Annotated in this window: 13 protein-coding genes; 8 read left to right on the forward strand and 5 right to left on the reverse strand. The window is 63.6% G+C overall.

The window, feature by feature from the left end:
- Positions 1-73: 73 nt before the first annotated feature.
- The 4 genes from glgX to H1Q64_RS07065 form a co-directional block, all read right to left on the reverse strand.
- Positions 74-2218 carry a glycogen debranching protein GlgX gene (gene glgX, locus H1Q64_RS07050; protein WP_237902943.1) on the reverse strand — a complete coding sequence of 715 codons (2145 nt, stop codon included), beginning with the start codon at positions 2216-2218 and terminating at the stop codon, positions 74-76.
- A complete protein-coding gene (locus tag H1Q64_RS07055) occupies positions 2203-4728 on the reverse strand; it encodes a glycogen/starch/alpha-glucan phosphorylase (RefSeq protein WP_237902944.1) in 2526 nt (841 codons plus the stop codon). Before H1Q64_RS07055 ends, glgX begins: the two co-directional genes overlap by 16 nt.
- A 69-nt stretch (positions 4729-4797) precedes the next feature.
- Positions 4798-7290: a phosphoketolase gene (locus tag H1Q64_RS07060; RefSeq protein ID WP_419468801.1), complete on the reverse strand. Its 2493-nt coding sequence runs from the start codon at positions 7288-7290 to the stop codon at positions 4798-4800.
- 136 nt (positions 7291-7426) lie between these two features.
- Positions 7427-8221 (reverse strand): cyclic nucleotide-binding domain-containing protein, encoded by a 795-nt coding sequence (locus H1Q64_RS07065; RefSeq protein WP_237902945.1) that lies wholly within the window; start codon positions 8219-8221, stop codon positions 7427-7429.
- Between the two features lie 949 nt (positions 8222-9170).
- Here H1Q64_RS07065 and arcD point away from each other — a divergent pair.
- From arcD to H1Q64_RS07105, 8 genes are all read left to right on the forward strand, one after another.
- Positions 9171-10661: an arginine-ornithine antiporter gene (gene arcD, locus H1Q64_RS07070; RefSeq protein WP_237902946.1), complete on the forward strand. Its 1491-nt coding sequence runs from the start codon at positions 9171-9173 to the stop codon at positions 10659-10661.
- A 71-nt stretch (positions 10662-10732) separates the two neighbouring features.
- The gene (locus tag H1Q64_RS07075; protein ID WP_237902947.1) at positions 10733-11962 is read left to right on the forward strand and encodes an arginine deiminase; all 1230 of its coding nucleotides are present in this window, start codon (positions 10733-10735) and stop codon (positions 11960-11962) included.
- A gap of 47 nt (positions 11963-12009) precedes the next feature.
- A complete protein-coding gene (locus tag H1Q64_RS07080; protein ID WP_038529468.1) occupies positions 12010-13014 on the forward strand; it encodes an ornithine carbamoyltransferase in 1005 nt (334 codons plus the stop codon).
- 16 nt (positions 13015-13030) lie between these two features.
- The gene (gene arcC, locus H1Q64_RS07085) at positions 13031-13984 is read left to right on the forward strand and encodes a carbamate kinase (RefSeq protein ID WP_237902948.1); all 954 of its coding nucleotides are present in this window, start codon (positions 13031-13033) and stop codon (positions 13982-13984) included.
- A 43-nt stretch (positions 13985-14027) separates the two neighbouring features.
- Positions 14028-15533, forward strand: a complete 1506-nt coding sequence (locus H1Q64_RS07090) for a Na+/H+ antiporter NhaC family protein (protein WP_237902949.1) — start codon at positions 14028-14030, stop codon at positions 15531-15533.
- Between the two features lie 104 nt (positions 15534-15637).
- On the forward strand, positions 15638-16861 hold the full coding sequence (locus H1Q64_RS07095; RefSeq protein WP_237902950.1) for a porin: 1224 nt from the start codon (positions 15638-15640) through the stop codon (positions 16859-16861).
- A 133-nt stretch (positions 16862-16994) separates the two neighbouring features.
- Positions 16995-18017, forward strand: coding sequence for an alcohol dehydrogenase AdhP (gene adhP, locus H1Q64_RS07100; RefSeq protein ID WP_237902951.1), 1023 nt, complete (start codon positions 16995-16997; stop codon positions 18015-18017).
- A gap of 97 nt (positions 18018-18114) precedes the next feature.
- On the forward strand, positions 18115-18639 hold the full coding sequence (locus tag H1Q64_RS07105) for a DUF3106 domain-containing protein (protein WP_237902952.1): 525 nt from the start codon (positions 18115-18117) through the stop codon (positions 18637-18639).
- Positions 18640-19066: 427 nt separating this feature from the next.
- Here the strand turns inward: H1Q64_RS07105 and H1Q64_RS07110 are convergent, their stop codons facing one another.
- Positions 19067-19903: a DUF4344 domain-containing metallopeptidase gene (locus tag H1Q64_RS07110; protein ID WP_237902953.1), complete on the reverse strand. Its 837-nt coding sequence runs from the start codon at positions 19901-19903 to the stop codon at positions 19067-19069.
- Between the last annotated feature and the right edge of the window lie 235 nt (positions 19904-20138).

The raw sequence follows: 20138 nt of genomic DNA on the forward strand, positions 1-20138 counted from the left end.
CCCGCCGTCCATTGTGCCGGGGGATGCTCACGGTCTCCCTCCACCAAAACCAGACACCAACGCTTGGTACGGGTCACGACAGGTGGGTCGGTTCGCCGGTGTCATGGATCAGCACGACGACGGACCGCGCTTCCACCAGATAGGACAACTCACTCAGCGTCGGCGCTAAGCTCCACTCGACGATATCACATGGGGGGTCGAGCGAGGTGTCGATCCATCGGCGCCATGGGCCAACACGGCCGTCATTTGCTGGCGGAAGTTCAAAGCGAAGCGGTTTCCAGTAGGCGTTCAGGATCAGGTAAATGCGAAGCCGGCCCTGCTCCACCTTCGCTTCGACGGCGATGCTGTGGGAATCGCGGCTCCAATCCGGTTGCTCGGGGGTCACGCCGTGCCAGGTTATCTTCGCCTTCCGGAGCAGCTGCCGCAAAGGCACACGCTCGTACATCCTGTCCCGCAGGCTTCGGCGTGTGTTGAGCGCAGTTACGAACCGGTGCACGTCCGCGTGCGTCTCGACCAGCGTCCAATCAAACCAACTGGTTTCGTTGTCCTGGCAGTAGGCGTTGTTGTTGCCGGACTGAGTGCGCCGCGCCTCGTCGCCCATCGTGATCATCGGGACGCCGAGCGATAGCATCGTCACGGTCAGGAAATTCTTTACCTGACGGTTTCTCAGCCGCTCGATTGCCGGGTCGTCGGTCGGGCCTTCGACGCCGCAGTTCCAACTGCGGTTGTCGTCCGCGCCATCGCGATTGCCTTCGCCGTTCGCCTCGTTGTGCTTGCGGTCGTAGGACACCACGTCGTTGAGCGTAAAGCCGTCATGGCAGGTCACGAAGTTGACGCTTTGTTCAGCCTCCCGCTCCTCATGCCCATAGATCTCCGGGCTGCCGAGGATGCGGTCCGCGATCTGGGTCACCGATCCCGGTTCACCGCGGAAAAACGCACGCACGTCGTCACGGAACCGTCCGTTCCATTCCTTCCAGCTGTCGCCGACGAAACTGCCGACCTGATAAAGGCCCGCCGCATCCCAAGCCTCGGCGATCAGCTTCGTACCGGCCAGCGCCGGTTCCGTTTCGATGTCCCACAGGATCGGCGCGTTCGGGATCGGATGTCCCGATGTGTCGCGGGACAGTACCGAGGCCAGATCGAAGCGGAAGCCGTCCACATGCATCGTCTCGACCCAGTATCGAAGGCTGTCCACAATCATGCGCCGGACGACAGGGTGATTGGCGTTCAAGGTGTTCCCGGTGCCCGTGTAGTTGGCGTAGCGGGATCGGTCGTCCTCGAGAAGATAGTAGGTGGGATTGTCCAACCCTCGGAAACACAGGGTCGGCCCGTTGTGGTCGCCTTCCGCCGTGTGGTTGAAAACGACGTCGAGGATGACCTCGATGCCGCCGCGGTGCAGCGCCTTGACCATGTCGCGGAACTCGTCCAGCGGACCGAGCGGATCGGAACGCGAACTGTACGCCGCATGCGGCGCAAAGAACGAGACCGGCGCATATCCCCAGTAATTGACCTTTCCCGGCGGGCAATCCTGCGTATCGAATTGGAACACCGGCAGCAGCTCCACCGCGGTGACGCCCAATTTCTGCAGGTACGGAATCTTCTCGATCAGTCCGGCAAACGTGCCGCGGGTCTTCTCGCCGACGCCGGAACTGGGATGGCGTGTGAATCCGCGCACATGCATCTCATACACGATGGTCTGCGCGGACGACCGGCGCAACGGTGCGTCGCCTTCCCAATCGTAGGACCCCGGATCCACCACCACGCTTTTCATGGCGCCGCCGCAATCGTCACCGGGTTTGCGGATGCCGTCGCGGCTGTAGCGGTCCGGAACGACCACCGCGCGGCCATAGGGATCAAGGAGAAGCTTGTCCCGATCGAAGCGCAGGCCGTTGGCGGGGTCCCATGGCCCCTCGGCGCGATAACCATAGATTTGGCCGGCCGTCACGTCGGGAAGAAACACGTGCCAGTAATGATAGGTGCAATGGGTGGAGGGATCGAGGCGGATCACGCGCGCAGGCCTCGCATCCTCGGCGCGGTCGAAAAGCAGCAACTCCATTCCGGTCGCGTGCTTCGAAAACACGCTGAAGTTCGTCCCCTGGCCGGTGGGGATCGCTCCCAGCGGCGCCGCGGTTCCCCGAGCGGGAGGACTGGGCGTGCCGGCCCGCCCCGTATCCGCGTCCACCTGAACCGCCGATCCGGCCCTTACGGCACCGGGCATGGCTTCGCATCCCATATCTCGGCGGCGTATTCGGCGATGGTGCGATCGCTGGAGAACCGGCCAGAGTTGGCGATGTTCATGATGACCTTGCGCGTCCAGTCCTGCGGGGCCGCGTAGGACGCCAGCAACCGCCGGTCCGCCTCCAGATAGGCCGTGAGATCGGCGAGATGCATGAAGCGGTCCCCGCCCGTCAGCAGCGCGTCGCGCAGAGGTTCGAAGATGCCTGGTTCGTTGCGGTTGAAATGGTCGGAAAATACCAGGTCCAGCGCGGCGCGGGTTTCCGGTTCGTTGTGGTGATGCCAGAAAGGGCTGTACCAGCCGGCGCTGCCGCTCACCTGATCCGCCGTCAACCCGAACAGGAAGAAGTTTTCCTCGCCTGCGGCTTGCGCCATCTCGATCGTCGCGCCATCGCGCGTGCCGATCGTCAATGCGCCGTTCATCATGAACTTCATGTTGCTGGTGCCGCTCGCCTCATAGCCCGCCGTCGAGATCTGGTTGGACACGTCGGAGGCGGGAATCAGCTTCTCGGCCAGGGACACGCCGTACTCGGGCAGGAACACCACCCTGAGACGGCCGCGCACCACCGGGTCGTCGTCGATGGCGACGGCGAGGTTGTTGAGGAATTTGATGATCACCTTGGCGAGACGGTAGGCGGGAGCCGCCTTTCCCGCGAAGAAGAAGGTCCGCGGCGCCATGTCGAGGCCGGGGTTCTGCCGCATCCGGTTGTAGAGCACGACGATCCGCAACGCGTTCAGAAGCTGCCGCTTGTATTCGTGGATGCGTTTGATCTGGCAGTCGAAGATCGTGTCGGGATCGACGGTGATGCCGTTGGTCGATGCAAGCCACGCCACGAAGCGGTGCTTCATGGCGCGCTTGGCCTCCCGCACGGCGTCCTGGAAAGCCCCGTCGTCCGCAAGCGGCGTCAGCTTGGCCAATTGGGACAGGTCGGTGATCCATCCGTCCCCAATGGCGTCGGTGATGCAGCGGGAGAGGGCGGGGTTGGCCAGCCGAAGCCAACGCCGGGGCGTCACGCCGTTGGTCTTGTTGTTGAAGCGCTCGGGATACAGTTCGGCCAGATCCTTGACCGTCACGGTGCGCAGCAGATCGGAATGGATCGCAGCGACCCCGTTGGTGCTGTGCGATCCGACGATGGCGAGGTTGGCCATCCGGATCTTCCGCGGACCGCCCTCCTCGACCAAGCTCACACGCTCGATACGGCCCTCATCGCCGGGAAAGCGGGCCCGCACTTCGTCGAGAAGCCGGCGGTTGATCTCCAGGATGATCTCCAGGTGGCGCGGCAGCAGAAGCTCGAACCAGGGCAGCGGCCATTTTTCGAGCGCTTCGGGCAGCAGGGTGTGATTCGTGTAGGCGAGTGTCCGCCGCGTGATGTCCCACGCCTCCTCCCAGCCGAGCCCCGCGTCGTCGAGCAGGATCCGCATCAGTTCGGACACCGTCAGGCTCGGGTGGGTGTCGTTGAGCTGGACGGCGACTTTGTCGGGAAGCACCCGCCAATCGGCCGGGCTACCGACCAAATTGGTCCGGCGGAAGCGCCGCACGAGATCCGCCAGGGAGCAGGCGACCAGAAAATACTCCTGCACGAAGCGCAGGCCCTGCCCCATGCTCGTCGAATCGTCGGGGTACAGGACCCGTGTGAGGGACTCCGCCGAGAGCCGTTCGGCGAGCGCACTGACGAAGTCGCCGGCGCTGAACGCCTGGAAGTCCAGCGCGTGCGGTGCCGCCGCCGCCCAGAGCCGCAACGTGTTGATCGTTCGGCCGCCGTACCCGACAACGGGGCGGTCGAACGGAATGCCGAGCAGGTTGGACGGCCGGCCGGGCACGGCGGCGAACGTCCCGTTGCGCACCTCGAACGAGCAGCCGAGCGTGATCTCCACGGCCTCCTGGGGCCGGGCGACCTCCCAGGGATCGGGCCGGCGCAGCCAGTTGTCGGGCTGTTCCTGCTGCCAGCCATCCCGCAGGCTCTGCCGGAAAATGCCGTATTCGTAGCGGAGCCCATATCCCATGGCCGGGATCTGCATTGTGGCCATGGAGTCTATGAAGCAGGCCGCCAACCGGCCAAGCCCCCCGTTCCCCAGTCCGGCGTCGGGCTCCTCGTCGAGCAGGGCAAGCCAGTCGATCCCCTTCTCGTCGGCGACCCGCGCCACGACCGGATCGAGAAGGAGGTTCATGACGTTGTTGGCCAGGGAGCGCCCGATGAGGAACTCCATGGAAAGGTAATAGACGCGTTTCGGATTCTCGCGTTCGTAGGTCTGCTCGGTGCGAAGCCACCGCTGTGACAGCACGTCGCGCACGGAGCGGGCGACCGCCTCGTAGCGTTCGCGGGGACCGACCGATGTGGGATCGACCACATGGTCGAACATCAGGTGCCGCTCATAAAGCGCATCGTGCGTTCCGGTGAAGTGGATCGGGCCGCATCCATATTGCTGGAGCAGGTCCGTCGATCCGGAGACATTCGACGCCGTTGCGTCGGCCATGGTCATGTCGCTGCTCATGGCGTTTCCTCCTCGCCCGGTCGCAGCCGCCGCGCCGTTCGACGGATGGCCCGACCATCGTCTTATGGTTCAAACATTGTCGGCCTCGGTCGAGGCGGCTGCGACCGCTCCGGGTTGGCCCCAGGTCCATCCCGCAATCTCGGGCATGTCATCGCCATACCGTCTGATGTGTTCCTTGTGCGCGATGAGCTTGTCGCGCATTGCCTGCTTGACGTAGGCGGCGCTCGCGCCGCGCGCCGGAACCCGGTCGATCACGTCGCCCACGAGGTGGAACCGGTCGAGATCGTTCAGCACGCACATGTCGAAGGGCGTGCTGGTGGTGCCTTCCTCCTTGTAGCCGCGCACATGCAGGTTGCCGTGGCCGGTCCGCCGGTACGTCAGCCGATGAATGAGCCAGGGATAGCCGTGGAAGGCGAAGATGATCGGTTTGTCCGTGGTGAACAGCGCGTCGAAGTCGCGGTCCGGAAGTCCGTGCGGATGCTCGCCCGGGGGCTGCAAGGTCATGAGGTCGACGACGTTGATGACGCGGACCTTCAGGTCCGGGGCGTAATGGCGCAGGAGATCAACCGCCGCCAGGGTCTCCAACGTCGGCACGTCGCCGCAGCAGGCCATCACCACATCGGGTTCGCCGCCGCGGTCGTTGCTGGCCCATTCCCAGATCCCCAGACCGGCCGTGCAATGCCTGATGGCTTCATCCATCGTCAACCACTGCGGGGCCGGTTGCTTCCCGGCGACGACGACGTTGACGCAGTTCCGGCTGCGCAGGCAATGGTCCGTGACTGACAGCAGGCAATTGGCATCGGGTGGCAGATAGACCCGGACGACGTCGGCCTTCTTGTTCACCACATGGTCGATGAAGCCAGGGTCCTGGTGGCTGAAGCCGTTGTGGTCCTGGCGCCAGACATGGCTGGACAGCAGGTAGTTCAGCGAGGCGACGGGACGCCGCCAGGGAATGGTCCGGCAGACCTTCAGCCACTTGGCGTGCTGGTTGAACATCGAATCGACGATGTGGATGAAAGCTTCGTAGCAGGAAAAGAAACCGTGACGACCCGTCAGCAGATAGCCTTCAAGCCACCCCTGGCATTGGTGTTCGCTGAGCATCTCCATGACCCGTCCGTCCGGGGCGAGATGGTCGTCCCACGGGACGGTATCGGCAACCCATGTCCGATCCGTGACCTGGAGCACGTCCTGCCAGCGGTTGGAGTTGTTCTCATCGGGACTGAAGAGCCGGAAGTTCCGCGCGTCGAGGTTCAGCTTCATCACATCGCGCAGAAACTGCCCCATCACGCGGGTGGCTTCTGCGACGGCCACGCCGGGAGCCTCCATCGGGACGGCGTAGTCGCGGAAATCCGGAAGGCGCAGATCGCGCAGGAGCGTGCCGCCGTTGGCGTGCGGGTTGGCGCTCATACGGCGAATGCCGCGGGGGGCCAAGTCGGCGAGGTCGGGGCGGAGGCGGCCTCCCTCGTCGAAAAGCTCCTCGGGTCGGTAGCTTTTCATCCACTCTTCGAGAACACGCACATGGTCCGGGTTCTCATGCATTTCCCCCATCGGGACTTGATGCGAACGCCAGAAATCCTCGGCCCGCTTGCCGTCGATCTCCTTCGGGCATGTCCATCCCTTCGGTGTGCGGAGCACGATCAGGGGCCAGCGGGGACGCTGCGTGACCCCGTTTCGGCGCGCGTCGTCCTTGATCCGCCGAATGTCGGCGATGGCCGTGTCCAGAGTGGAGGCCATGCGTTCATGCATGTCGTCAGGTTCGTGGCCTTCCACGAAATAGGGGATGTATCCATACCCGTGGAACAGCTGCTCCAGCTCCTCGTGGCTGATCCGGGAGAGAATGGTGGGGTTGGCGATCTTGTAGCCGTTGAGGTGCAGGATCGGCAGAACGGCGCCATCGCTGAGTGGATTGAGGAATTTGTTGGAATGCCAGCTCGTCGCCAGCGGCCCGGTTTCCGCCTCCCCGTCGCCGACGATGCAGGCGACGATCAGGTCGGGGTTGTCGAAGGCGGCTCCGTACGCGTGGGACACGGCGTATCCGAGTTCGCCGCCTTCATGAATCGAACCGGGCGTCTCCGGCGCCACGTGGCTGGGAATCCCGCCGGGAAACGAGAATTGCGTGAAGAGGCGCTTGATGCCCTCCTCATCCGGCGAGATGTTCGGGTAGACTTCGCTGTATGTTCCCTCAAGATAGGCATTCGCGACCATGGCCGGTCCGCCATGCCCGGGACCGGCAATACAGATCATGTTCAGATCCAATTGCCGGATCATCCGGTTCAGATGGACATAGATGAAATTCAAGCCGGGTGTGGTTCCCCAATGCCCCAACAACCTCGGCTTTATGTGTTTGAGGGTAAGGGGAACTTTGAGCAATGGATTGTCATAAAGATAAATTTGCCCGACGGACAAATAGTTTGCTGCCCGCCAGTATGCGTCGATGAGAGCCTTTTCCTTGACTGACAGCGCTTCGGCCATGCCCGCCTCCCGCAGCCCTAGTGATGTGACGCGGTCCTCTGCGATGCCATGCCCGGCCTCTCGGCGTTGGATCGGGTCGGTGTGCGGCATCCATCATTCCACCAAGCGTGGCAGCGGTCAGAGTGCCAGTGACCGCCCATTCCGTCTCGGTCTCATCGGTGTATGACCTGGGTCCGGCATCCGCTTCGCGGGATGCGAAAAAGCGCTTTTGTCCGGCAACGCCCCTTCAGCCGATGGAAACGTTGAACTCGAAGGGCGATCCCCAGCCGCCCGCAACGACGCGGTTCTCACCGTGGTTCAGAAGGGCGGTGTCCCTCATGAAATCGTGCCCGATCGGCTGTCCGTTAACGACCGTCCCAAGCGTGCTGCCAAGATCGGACACGAGCAGCCGGCCCTGGCTGCGGCTGATCATGAAGTGATCGCGCGACAGGCGAAACGGCGGCTGATCGTCTATGGACAGATCGGGTGACCGTTGGGGCGGTGCCTCGCCGTTGATCGGGAGCCGACCGACCACGAAGGGCAGTTGTCCAACCTGAATTGAGCTTGGACCGATCCGGCTGCGCAGGGAGTCCGACCCGGCGGTCAATAGAATGCGTTCGTTGTCGTTGGGAAGTGCCTCCGACGACGGCGCGCCGTTCTCTGACGTTTCCGCCTCGCGCGTCGAGAGCAGCAGATCGCCGGCAATCTTGTCCTCGATCGTCCGCAGGCGGATGCTGAGACGCTGGATCAACCCGCGCGCCAGGGATGCGTCCCGGCTCACCCGGTCCAGGAACTCCTGCGGGGTGAGGACTTCCGCGGCGCCATCGCTGACGGCTCGGGCGGTGGCACTCCGGCTGCGGCCTTCAATGACGCCCATCTCGCCCAGCCACTCGCCGCCCCGCACATGCCCGATCAGGATGGCGTTGTCTCCATTCTCGCGCAGGACTTCAATTTCACCGTGCCTGACCCAAAAAACGCAGTCGCTCGCGTCCCCCCGCCGGAACAGCAAATCGCCTGATTTGAACTGAATGGATTTGGCCATATCCGGAAGTTCTCCGCTGTTTGGCCGTGCGTCGCAATGGCACGACAGACGGGGATTCTGTACGATGAAAGCAGAAGCGAAACCCACCGAGAAAATGGACGCACACGACAGAGTTCCAACTCTCCTTTCTTTTGGTGCATCGTTTCATCAGACGACCAGACGGTCATGACTGTACGGCCGTGATTCTTTCCATCGCGCGTTCGATTGAACACGCAGTTCATGTCATCCATCGGATCAACCCAAGCATAAACCGGCACTTCGCCGTTTCCAGTGAACGGTCGGGTGTTGTCAGTTTGGTGGTAAACGGTCCGGCATGGCTGGTTGCCAGGCATGCTCACCAACCCGTACCGCGGTTTTCGTTATCCAGCCGCGCTCCTCGCGCTGACACACAGGATGCTCAAGACGTACGGTTTCAAGACTACCCAGATCACCGCCCCAGATCACCGCCGAAAATCCGCAGTCCTTTGGAGCTGCGTTCTGCCGACGGCGGATTCATCAAAATTTGGCGGTCGATGAAAAGTAAAATCGCACTTCCTTAAGCTGGAGCCAAGCGGTCCTCTTATTTCGCAACTGCAAATTCGCAATTGCGAAATAAATATATTGCGCAAGTGAGCTTTTCCTTTGATATGCCAAAAGTCATCGGTTGAGATACCGTATCACGCCCCTGTTCACGGCGTGGCAAAAGCCCTTTTTGCTCCGCAAAGTCCTTAGAAAACAATGCAAGCGACGAATAGCGACGTGGAAACCGTATCGAACTTATGTAACGGGCCGTCGAACAGTCAAGTTTGGGACTTCCATTCTCGGTCTCCATTCCTTGAAGGCCATTCAATGGACGTGACCGGTCGGCGCTGGAGCGGAAGACGCCCCGCCTCATTGCCCGCCTCATTGGAGGAAATCCTTGACGACAGGGAGATGACGGCAGGGAGGCGAGGATAGCGGAGAGACGGCGATGACGACGGCTGACGTGAACGATCTCGTGTCGGTGAAGAACGCTGGCGTGGCGCAGACCCGGAAGTCGGACAAACTGACCTTGCTCCCACTCGTTGCGCTCGTTGTCGGCTCGATGATCGGCGGCGGCGTTTTCAATCTTCCATCGGACATGTCCAAGGGCGCGTCGCCCGGCGCCATCCTGATCGGCTGGATGATCACCGGTATCGGCATGATGATGCTCGCCTTCGTGTACCAGAACCTGGCCGTGCGCAAACCGAACCTGAACGCAGGCCCCTATGCCTATGCCAAGGCCGGCTTCGGCCCGTTCGTCGGCTTCAACAGCGCCTGGGGCTATTGGCTGAGCGCCTTTCTTGGAAACGTGGCCTACGCGGTGGCCATCTTCTCGGCCCTGTCCCACTTCTTCCCCATCTTCGGCGACGGCAACAACCTGCCCTCCATCGTCGGCGCGTCGCTGTGCCTGTGGCTGATCCACGCGCTCGTGCTCAGCGGCATCAAACAGGCGGCCTTCGTGAACGTCGTCACCTCGATCGCCAAGCTGGTGCCGCTGTTCCTGTTCGTCCTGGTGGCCATCGTCGGCTTCCATTGGGATCGCTTCACGGTGGATTTCTGGGGAACCGGCGCCGGGTCCGGCACGGGCGGCCTCGGCTCGGTCATGGAGCAGGTGAAGAGCACCATGCTGGTGACTCTGTGGGTGTTCATCGGCATCGAGGGCGCCAGCGTCTATTCCGCCCGCGCGGCCCGCCGCTCCGACGTCGGGCGGGCGACCGTGATCGGCTTCGTCGGCGCGTTGGGAATCTACGTGCTGGTCTCGCTGCTGGCGACGGGCGTTCTGCGGCAACCCGAACTCGCCGACCTCAAGGTGCCGTCCATGGCCGGCGTGTTCGAGTCCCTCGTCGGCCCGTGGGGCGCCGCCCTGATCAACATCGGTTTGGTGATCTCGGTCGGCGGCGCCTTCCTCTCCTGGACGCTGCTGTGCGCGGAGATTCCCTACACCTGCGGCCGCGACGGGACCTTCCCGAAATGGTTCGCTGCTGAGAACGCCAACGGCTCGCCCGTGAACGCGCTGTGGGCGACCAATCTCCTGATCCAGCTCTTCCTAGCGCTCAGCTTCTTTTCGCGCAGCGCGTACCAGTTCTTCTACTTCATCGCCTCGGTCGCGATCCTTCCCCCCTACGTCCTGTCCGGCGCCTACGCGTTGAAACTGGCCCTGACCGGCGAGGGCTACGGTGCCGAATCGCGGACGAAGGGCATCCTGGTCGGTGCCTTGGCGATGGCCTACGGCCTCTGGCTCGTCTACGCGGCCGGCCTTCAGTACCTGCTGATGTGCGCGGTCCTCTTCGCACCGGGAATCCTCGTCTATGTCCGGGCCCGACGCGAGCACGGGGAGCGCGCCTTCACCAGCGTGGAGATAGTCATCGCGGCGGCCATCGCTGTCCTCGCCGTGCTCGCCGCCTGGCTCATGTGGACCGGCACGATCAGCCCGCTGTGATGGCCGCCGCGCCGTCACAAGACAACAAGGCCCGCACGGAATACCGGGCCATCGAAGCAGGGAGATGCGTCATGTCTGAAGTCGGCGTGCATTCGGAAGTCGGCAAGCTGCGGACCGTCCTGGTTTGCCGGCCGTCGCTGGCGCACCAGCGCCTCACCCCCGGCAACTGCCACGACCTTCTGTTCGATGACGTCATCTGGGTGCACGAGGCGCAGAAGGACCACCACGACCTCGTGCTGAAGATGGAGGAGCGGGGGGTCGAGGTGCTGGACCTGCACGATCTGCTGGCGCAAACGCTCGACGATCCTCAGGCGCGCAGGTTCGTGCTCGACCGCCGCGTCACCGCCAACACCGTCGGGGTCGCCGCCGTGGAGGTCATGCGCCCCTGGCTGGACGAGATGCCGTCCAGGGAACTCGCCGTCCATCTCATCGGCGGCATCGCCATATCGGACCTGCCGGACAACACCGTGAGCGTGCTGTTGAACGAGGCGTTCGGCGGCACCGATTTCGTGCTGCCGCCGATTCCCAACACGCTGTTCCAGCGGGACCCGTCCTGCTGGATCTACAACGGCGTGACCTGCAACCCGATGTTCTGGCCGGCCCGCAAGCCGGAGACGTTGCTGCAGCGGGCGGTCTACAAGTTCCATCCCCGCTTCCGGGACGGCGGCTTCACGATCTGGTGGGGCGATTCCGACGAGGACTTCACCGGCGCCTCCCTGGAGGGCGGCGACGTGATGCCGATCGGCAAGGGCATCGTCCTCATCGGCATGGGGGAGCGTACCAACCGTCAGGCGGTCGGCCAGGTGACCCGCGCGCTGTTCCGCAACAACGCGGCGTCCCGGGTGATCGCCTGCCTGATGCCGAAAAGCCGCGCGGCGATGCATCTGGACACGGTGTTCTCGTTCTGCGACCGCGATCTGGTGACGGTCTTCCGGGAAGTCGTCGACCAGATCCGCTGCTACAGCGCCTATCCCCTGGACGACGAGGGGCGCTTCGAGGTGAGGCCCGAGGCGAGGCCGCTGCTGGAGGTCGTGGCCGACGCGCTGGGCTATTCCAGGCTCCGCATTGTCGGCACCGGCGGAAACGCCTACGAGGCGGAGCGCGAGCAATGGGACGACGGCAACAACGTCGTCGCCCTCGAACCCGGCGTGGTCGTGGCCTACGACCGCAATACCTACACCAACACGCTGCTGCGCAAGGCCGGCGTCGAGGTCATCACCGTCCGCGGGGCGGAACTCGGCCGCGGACGGGGCGGCGGCCACTGCATGACCTGCCCGATCTGGCGGGAGCCCGCCTACTGACGACCCGCCGCGGCCAACGAACCCGGAGGGAACCCCAGGAGGAAAAGATGAGCTTCAATCTGCGCAACCGGTCGCTGCTCACCGTTCAGGATTACACGCCGCGGGAGTTCCGCTATGTGCTCGACCTCGCGCGCGACCTCAAGCGTGCGAAGTACGCCAGGACCGAGCAGCAGCACCTGCGCGGCAAGGAGATCTGCCTGATCTTCGAAAAGACGTCGACGCGGACCCGCTGCGCCTTCGAAGTCGCCTGCCACGACCAGGGCGCCAACGTCACCTACCTCGATCCCGCGGGCTCGCAGATCGGCCACAAGGAGTCCTTCAAGGACACCGCGCGCGTCCTCGGCCGGATGTACGACGCCATCGAGTACCGCGGCGCCGCGCAGGGCGGCGTGGAGCAATTGGCGAAGTACGCGGGTGTACCGGTCTACAACGGCCTCACCGACGAATACCACCCGACCCAGATGCTCGCCGACGTCATGACGATGCGCGAGCACAGCGACAAGCCGATCACCGACATCACGTACGCCTATGTCGGCGACACCCGGTCCAACATGGGCCATTCGCTGATGATCGTCGGTTGCCTGATGGGCATGGACGTACGCATCTGCGGACCGCAGAGCCTGTGGCCGTCGGAGGAGTACACCGCCATCGCCCACAAGCTCGCGGCTGCCTCGGGCGCACGGCTGACCATCACCAGCGACACCGCCGAAGCGGTGGCCGGGGTCGATTTCATCCACACCGACGTCTGGGTTTCGATGGGCGAGCCCAAGGACGTGTGGCGGGAGCGGATCGCGCTGCTGAAGCCCTATCAGGTCAACCCGGAGCTGATGGCGGCAAGCGGCAACCCGCAGGTCAAGTTCATGCACTGCCTGCCGGCCTTCCACGACAGCGAGACGACGCTTGGCCGGCAGATCGCCGAGGACTACGGGATGCCCAACGGGCTCGAGGTGACCAACGAAGTCTTTGAATCGGAGGCGAACATCGCCTTCGAGCAGGCGGAGAACCGCATGCACACGATCAAGGCGCTTCTCGTCGCCACGCTGGGGGAATGAGGGGGAGAATGAGACTATGCGCGTCGTCGTCGCTTTGGGAGGCAACGCTCTGTTGAAACGCGGCGAGCCGATGACCGCCGACGTGCAGCGCCGCAACATCCGCATCGCCGCCGAGGCCATGGCCCCCGTCGCCCGGGAGCATCAGCTCGTGATCAGCCACGGCAACGGGCCGCAGGTCGGGCTGCTGGCGCTCCAGGGCGCCGCCTACCGGCCGGACGAGGCCTATCCGCTGGACGTCCTGGGGGCCGAGACCGAGGGCATGATCGGCTACATGATCGAGCAGGAGCTGGGCAACCTGCTGCCGTTCGAGGTGCCTTTCGCCACGCTGCTGACCATGGTGGAGGTCGACGGCGACGACCCGGCCTTCAACGACCCTACCAAGTTCGTGGGGCCGGTCTACGGGGCCGCCGAGGCCCAGCGCATCGCGGCCGAGAAGGGGTGGGTGTTCAAGGCGGACGGCGCGTCCTGGCGGCGGGTCGTGCCGTCGCCGGCCCCCAAGCGCATCTTCGAGATCCGGCCGATCCGCTGGCTGCTGGACCAGGGAACCATCGTGATCTGCGCCGGCGGCGGCGGGATACCCACCATGTACCAGCCGGCCATGCACCAGCCGGACAAGGAACGCACGCTGGTCGGCGTCGAGGCGGTGATCGACAAGGACCTTTGCTCGGAGCTGCTGGCGCGCGAGTTGGGTGCCGACCTCCTCATCATGGCGACCGACGCCGAGGCCGTGTTCCTCGGCTGGGGAACGCCGGATGCGCGGGCCATCCACCGCGCGAGCCCCGACGCGATGGGCCGGCACACGTTCCCGGCCGGGTCCATGGGGCCGAAGGTGGACGCCGCCTGCCGGTTCGCGACGGCGACGGGGCGAACCGCGGCGATCGGGTCGCTCGCCGACATTCCGGCGATCGTGCGCGGGGAGAAGGGCACGCTGATCGACAACGCCTTCACGACGACGAGTTGGCACGGGTAGTCGGCCTGATTGGGGCGGCGATCCGGAAAAGGGGGCTGCGACCATGACGAACCACGTCTCGAACCATATCCCGACAGCGGCTGGAGAAAAGCGGAAGGCGCGTCAGCCCACCCTGCTTGACGCCTTGCTTCCGATGATCGCCCTCATCGCCCTGCTCGCGTTGTCCTACCTCCTGTTCGGCAAGGACGCCTCCGCCGGGCCGAACCAGGTGGCGCTGCTGTTCTCCGGGATCATCGCGGCGGGGATCGCCTACAAGAACGGGATGCCCTGGGACGGGGTGCGCCAGGCCGTGGTCGACGGCATCGCCACCGGGCTCGCGGCCATCATGATCCTGCTGGCGGTGGGCGCGCTGATCGGCACCTGGGCGCTCAGCGGCACCATCGTGGCGATGGTCTATTATGGCCTCCAGATCCTCAGTCCCCACTATTTCTACGCGACGACCGCAATCATCTGCGCCCTGGTCGGCTTCAGCATCGGAAGCTCCTGGACCGTTGCGGGTACCATCGGCATCGGCCTGATGGGCGTGGCGGCCAGCATGAACCTGTCGCCGGAAATCACGGCCGGAGCAGTGATCTCCGGCGCCTATTTCGGCGACAAGGCCTCCCCGCTGTCCGACACCGCCAATCTGGCGACCGCGGTGACGGGGGCCGGGATTTACGAGCACATCCGGGAATCGCTGTTCACCTCGGTTCCGGCGCTGCTCGTCGCCATCCTTCTCTTCGGGATGCTGGGGGCGCCCGGCGATTTCGACGCGACCGCCATGATGTCCGGCATCGAAAGCCACTTCACGGTGTCGCTCTGGGCCTTCACGCCCCTGCTTCTGGTCCTCGGCCTGTCGATCGCCCGGTTTCCGCCCTTCATCACGATTTTCTTCAGCGCCCTGGCGGGCGGGCTTCTGGCGGTCGTCCTGGAGCCGGCGCGCGTCGTCGCCTTCGCCGCCGCACCGGAGATGCCTGCCGCCGTCGCCATGCTGAAGGGGGTGTGGATGGCGCTCGCCAACGGCTACGTCGCGCACAGCGGCAACGAGTCCCTCGATGTCATCCTGACGCGGGGCGGCATGTCCAGCATGATGAACACGGTGTGGCTGATCATCACCGCGCTGTCGTTCGGCGCGACGGTGGAGCATGCCGGGCTCCTCAATCGCCTGATCGACCCGGTGATCCATCGGATGAGGTCCGTCGGCGGGCTCGTGGCGACCGTGGTCGCCACCTGCATCGGCGCCAACATCGTCACCTCGGACCAGTATATTTCGATCGCCCTGCCGGGCCGGTTGTTCAAGGCGGAATTCGCGAAGAGGGGCCTCGCTCCCGTGCTGCTGTCGCGCGTCGTCGGCGATTCGGCGACGGTGACCTCACCGCTGATCCCCTGGAACAGTTGCGGGGCCTATATGGCGGCAGCGCTCGGCGTGTCGGCGACCGGCTTCGCCATGTACTGCTTCTTCAACATTCTCAATCCCTTGGTGACGATTCTCTTCGCTGTCTCCGGTCTGCGGGTTTGGAGAACGACCATCGACACGCCTCCGGGCAACGCACCGCCGCTGCAAGGCTGACGAGCCCTGCACATGGTGTCGACCGCTGCCCGGCGCGGATAGGAGCAGTTCCGTCTTCTGGCTCAACGTGTGGAGTGATCACTGCCAGGATGGAGGGGACAATCATGAACCGCTGTTTTCTGGCAGGCTGCGCTGCCGCTGCTCTGGCAATGGCCGCCGGGGAAGCCAATGCTCAGGCCAAGTACGAGATAAAAATCGGTGGCGATGCCTTCTTCGAAGCCGGCTTCGTCAATCAGGACCTTGACTCCGGCCTGCGTTCGACCGAGTTCCGCAACCGCTTCCGCGTGCACATCACGCCGGTCGCCAAAGCGGACAACGGCCTGGAGTACGGTGGCCGCATCCGCCTCCGCGCCTCCGGTTCCGACACCGGCGTCAACGCCGACCGTGCCTTCATCTTCGCACAGGGCAGGCTTGGCGAGGTGCGCCTCGGCGTGTCCAACTCCTTCAACGATGAGACCTTCATTTCGACGCCGGGCGACTATCTGCCGACCAGCATCATCGATCTCGATCAGGTGACGAACTGGGTCGGCCCGACGACGGCCGGGCAGTCCATCAACCCGACGAACGGACGGTATCAGGGCTCCGACGTGCTCGGTGGGGTCGCCGAAGCCGTCAATGCCGCCAGCATCCTGTGGCCGTCGCTGACGCCGGACGCCAACGCAACGAAGATCGTCTACTTCTCCCCACGCTTTGCCGGCGTGCAGTTCGGTGCCAGCTACACCCCGCGCAACGACTCCTTCAATCAGGACGTCAACCGGTCGAAAGCGTCTTCCGCCATCGCCGACCAGGGCGTCACCAACTCCTTCACCGATCTGGTCGAGGTCGGCGCGAACTATGACGGCAACGTCTTCGGCTTCGACGTCAAGGCCAGTGCCGGCTATTTCTGGGGCACGTCCTCGGACAGCACGGTGGCTGCGGACTCCTTTCGCGACCTGAACGCTTGGCAGGTTGGCGCGCAGTTCGGTTATGCCGGCTTCGCCGTGGGTGGCAGTTACACCAGTTTCGGCAAATCGGGCCAGAACAAGCGTTCGGGTTTCTTCGCGGACGATATGTACAACTGGACCGCGGGTGTGCAGTACACCGCCGGAGCCATCGTGGTGGGTGCGAATTACAAGTACGGCGTCGACCCCGGTTCCATGGTCGATCCGGGCAGCCGGCGGGTGACGGCCTACGAAGTTGGTGCCGGTTACACGGTCGCTTCGGGCCTGACCGTGAACGCCCAGTACGACTATGTGCTCGCCAACAGCGATCGCCCCGAGACCGCGGCCACGGGCTCGCCGGATGACAAGGCGCACGTCATCGTGCTTCGCACGGTCCTGGCGTTCTGATCGTCAAGGGAGCGGAAAAGCTGATCCAGCGTGGAGCGTTGAACCGAAAAGCGCCGGAATGCCCGGCAACGGCGTCGCCGCCATGCTGGATATCATCAACGTTCCTATGGAAGCCACGGCAAGGAAGTGAACCATGGCAAAAACGATGAAAGCGGCGGTGGTCCGCCAATTCAAAATGCCGCTGTCGATCGAAGAGGTTCCGGTGCCGGAGGTCGGTCCGGGCCAGATCCTGGTCAAGATCGAAGCCTCGGGTGTTTGCCACACCGACCTGCACGCGGCCGACGGCGACTGGCCGGTGAAGCCGAACCCGCCCTTCATTCCAGGCCATGAGGGCGTCGGCACCGTTGCCGCGGTGGGCGCCGGCGTGACCGCGGTGAAGGAGGGCGACCGGGTCGGCGTTCCCTGGCTGCACACGGCCTGCGGGCACTGCCGGCAGTGTCTCGCCGGCTGGGAAACCTTGTGCGACCTGCAGAAGAACACCGGCTACTCCGTCAACGGCGGCTTCGCGGAGTACACGCTCGCGGATCCCAACTATGTCGGCCACCTGCCGGACAGGCTTGACTGGGAAATGGCCGCCCCGATCCTGTGCGCCGGCGTAACCGTCTACAAGGGGCTGAAGGAAACCGACACCAAGCCCGGCGACACGGTTGTGATCTCCGGGATCGGCGGGCTCGGCCACATTGCCGTGCAGTACGCGAAGGCCATGGGGCTCGACGTGATCGCCGTCGACATTTCCGACGAAAAGCTGGCGCTCGCCCGTGCCATGGGCGCGGACGCCGCGATCAACGCGAAGACGGCCGATCCGGTTGCCGAGGTCAAGGCATTGTGCGGTGGCGCCCAGGGCGTGCTCGTCACCGCCGTGTCCCGGCATGCCTTCAACCAGGCTCTCGGCATGCTCGCCAAGCGCGGCACCATGGCCCTTGTCGGCCTGCCGCCCGGATCGTTCGAACTGGACATCTTCAGCACGGTTCTGATGCGGAAGACGATCCGCGGATCGATCGTCGGCACCCGGTTGGACCTCGCCGAATGCCTCCAGTTCGCCGGTGACGGCAAGGTGAAGGTTCATTATTCGGTCGAGCACTTGGAAAACATCAACGACGTGTTCAGCCGGATGCGCAACAACGAGATCGACGGGCGGGTGGTCATGCGGATGTAAAAAACCAAATGGCAGCCAATCCATGTGACCGGTAGAACGCCCGTGATTTCGACCAAGACTTACGTTATTCCAACCTGCAAACGAGGGAAAGATCGGCATGTGGTCGCGACGCAGGTTTCTGGCGGGGGCACTGGGGGTCGTCCTGGCCGGCTGTGCCGGATCGGGAAGCGTTGCTTATGTGAACGACCCTTGGGGCTACCCGTTCTATGATGACGATTGGGTCTACTACTATGATGAGGGTGACGTGGACTTCCTTGCCGGGCTGACCGACGAGCAGAAGGCTGCGCTCAAGCAGAAGTGGGACACGCTCTCACCCGAGGAGAAGGAGCAGATTCGTGACCGGTGGAACGCTCTCAGTGCCGACGAGCGCGAGCGCGTGCAACAAGCATGGAGCGGCTTGGATGCGGAGAAGCGACAACAGGTGGTTTCCAGCATGCAGACCCGCGTCCGCGATGGGACGCTCCGTTCCGTGACGCCTGCCGCGGCCGGGCCATCGCGCTTCCCGGCAGGATCCAGCGGTGGCCTGGATCGCAGTGGTGCAGGAACCCGGACCGGCTCGTTTGATCGCGGCAGCTTTGGTGGCGGCAGGCTGGGTGGTGGTCGGTTGGGTGGTCGGCGTTAGCGGCATGGATCAAACGGGCTTCGGCGTTCGCAGATCAGGAAAAATTGCGAACGTCCGGGCGCCTCGCGTTCCAAAAAAAACATTCGGTTCTCTCGGGACAATGAACATGATGCACAACCGCAGGAAGCCAATGGAAAAATCACAGTATAAATACCTCATCATCCTGATAGCAAAAACGGTCGTTGTCATTGGGGCAATAGCCATCGCAGGGTATCTAATTTTTGGCTATAATAATGATGTCCACCTGCTCGAGAGCAAACCTATGGTCGTGCCGCTTCTGCGATAGAGGCAGGTTTTCATTGGAATTGATTTTATCTTTTTTGCCATCGCGGTCTTGAGGCCACTTGACCAGCTTCCCTCTGCACGGAAAACGGGGATGGTCAAACTTCATTTGGCCTTTCCAACGCGGGAAGGTCGGAGCGGATGCTCACCCGGAGCGGTTCGCCTTTCGCACCCCCTTCAAATGGGGCGCCACGAGCTTTTCGTAGGCAAACTTGACCTGCCGGTACTCCTCTTCGCACAGTTCGGCCCGTTCGGCCGGCAGATAGCCCTTCTCCACGAAATCGCCGAAGCTCTTCCGGTCGGAGCCATAGCTGATACATATCAAGTTGTAGAAACGTTGGGCTGGCAAGCTGTGCTCGTTCGCGAAGTCCTTCAACTCCGTCGGCGCTTCCTTCGCCTCGCTCGCGTACATCACGGCAACGCTGGCGATTACCCGGCGGGCCTCGTCCTTACCCAACTGCAACAACGTGTAGGCGGCAATTTGATCGGCGGCATCCTCCTCACGGCCCAGGATCGGCACTTTCTTCAGATCGAAAATGGCGTGGGCGAGTTCGTGAAGCACGACCTCCAGAAAGGGGCCGACGATGTAGTTCGCAGGCGTCAGCCCCTCGCTGACACCGGCCGGTGGGATGTTCTGTCCGAGTTCCTGGATGTAGGCGAGATATTCGTAACAGATGGTCAGCGTGGCGTCGGAGGTCTCGTAGGAGGCATTGATCTCACCGTCGCACCCCTCGGTCCTGATGGTCAGCACGCGCGGCAGGTCGATTCCCTCAACGCGGTCGCGGATGCGTTCCAACACGCGCTTGTCCTGCAACGTCCGGTAAATCGCCTCGTGCGAAGGGTTTTTTGGCACGGCGTAGACGGTCCGGACATCGCCTGGACGGGCGTCCGCCGGGCAAGCAATGGCAACGGTCGCCAGTGCGATCAGAAGAACGCCGCAAAACGTGTAAGCGAAACGGGTGCAACGTGAATGAGTACGCATGGGCCGCGCTCCTCTGTCGGCCAAGGGGACATTAATCAGTCCCACAGAGATCATCCAACATGATCTCCAATCCGCTGTACAGATATCCTGAGGGGGGTCGCGTCCCCGAGCGTGGTGTAGGAACTGTGGGGCACGACCAAGCGTTCAGGGCCGCGGATACAACGAACAGGAATTCCCTGTTTCCGATTGGCGTCCGAATCGGTTGAGCGCGCCGCAAGGCTGAAAATGTCAGCAC

This window comes from Azospirillum brasilense, assembly GCF_022023855.1.
Taxonomy (GTDB): Bacteria; Pseudomonadota; Alphaproteobacteria; order Azospirillales; family Azospirillaceae; genus Azospirillum; species Azospirillum brasilense_F.